General features: G+C 60.9%; 1 protein-coding gene. It reads right to left on the reverse strand.

Annotated features, from left to right (window positions below):
- Nucleotides 1–9: 9 nt before the first annotated feature.
- Nucleotides 10–1,107, reverse strand: a complete 1,098-nt coding sequence (locus GGD63_RS39915) for an ISAs1 family transposase (RefSeq protein ID WP_183250664.1) — start codon at nucleotides 1,105–1,107, stop codon at nucleotides 10–12.
- Nucleotides 1,108–1,201 lie beyond the last annotated feature (94 nt).

Consider the following 1,201-nt stretch of genomic DNA (forward strand, 5'->3'; position numbering starts at 1 on the left):
AGGGCAGGGCTATCGCATATGGCTGAGGATCTGCAAAAGGAAGGCGTTATCCCATCCTGCGCGCTTGATTTTGAGGCGGATGGATTTTCGGTCGGGATGGGCTCGCAAGAGGTTGAGAGCGAGCCGCCGCAGAATGGCGAAGTTTTCCGGCGCATGATCCTTTCGCGCGCGGTTTCCGTCCTCGTCAAAATGGACGTCGAGAACCCAATGCAGACGGTTCTCGATCCCCCAATGACTGCGGGTGACATCCAGCAGTCGCTTGGGAGGCAGGTATTTCGACAAGAGATAGTAGCGAACGACAGTCCTATCGGCACGCTGGCCGCGCAGTTTCCGGCGCGAGGTAACCCGGCCGATGGCGGCGACGCCAGGGAAGCGCGCGGCCAGGGTGGCGTTGCGCATGACGGTTGCCGTGCGCGTTTCGCTGCGGTCGTGCGTGGAGCGGTCGATCTGTCGGGTCGTGTTCCGTTTGCCCGATCGCGCAAACTGCTGCGTAATCGTCTTGAACAGGGGGCCGCGATTGGCCTTGATAACCAGGGCATAGTCACCGCCACGCTTGAGCACCGCTTCAGCAAAGCCGCGATGGCAATGCAGCGCATCGGCCGTGACAATGCAGCCTTCGAGGCGCAGAAGCTCCAGGACTTCCAGAGCGCCTGCCGTTTCGTTGCGACCGGGCGCTTTCTGCTGCGCCAAGGCCATCCGCGCTTCCACCGCAAAGACGTTGACCAGATGCAGTGGCGTCGCCTTACCCCCGCGCTCATAGGCGCCACGCAACGCTTTTCCGTCGACCGCGACCACCCCACCAAGCTTGACACCATTGGCCTTGGCAAATGCCGCCATAAATTGGCGGAACGCGCGTTCGAAGGCCCGCGGCTCCAACAGGCGGAATACTCTGCTGAACGTGTCATGGCTCGGAATGCCGTGCTCCAGGCACAGGAAGAGCCGCAGCAGCTCTTCCTTCGACCGCCCAAACTCCGCAATCTCCGCACAACTGGCAGCTCCGCAAACGACGGCCGCCAGCGAGATGACCAGAAGCTCGAGAAGCGGGTGTTTCGCATTGGCCGCCCGCGGGTCCGGCAAACGCCGAAAGGCCTTCTTGAACTTCTGCATCCGACACCCCCAATCAATCGAGTGTCGTCCTCAGAATCCATATTGCAATTCAACGCAATAGGCCCACAAAAATCATATGCGATTCCCCTGCCCT

The organism is Bradyrhizobium sp. cir1 (assembly GCF_014198245.1).
Lineage (GTDB): Bacteria > Pseudomonadota > Alphaproteobacteria > Rhizobiales > Xanthobacteraceae > Bradyrhizobium.

Coding starts and splice junctions, on each gene's coding strand:
- GGD63_RS39915 (WP_183250664.1), bottom strand. CDS start 1,107: ATGCAGAAGTTCAAGAAGGCCTTTCGGCGTTTGCCGGACCCGCGGGCG.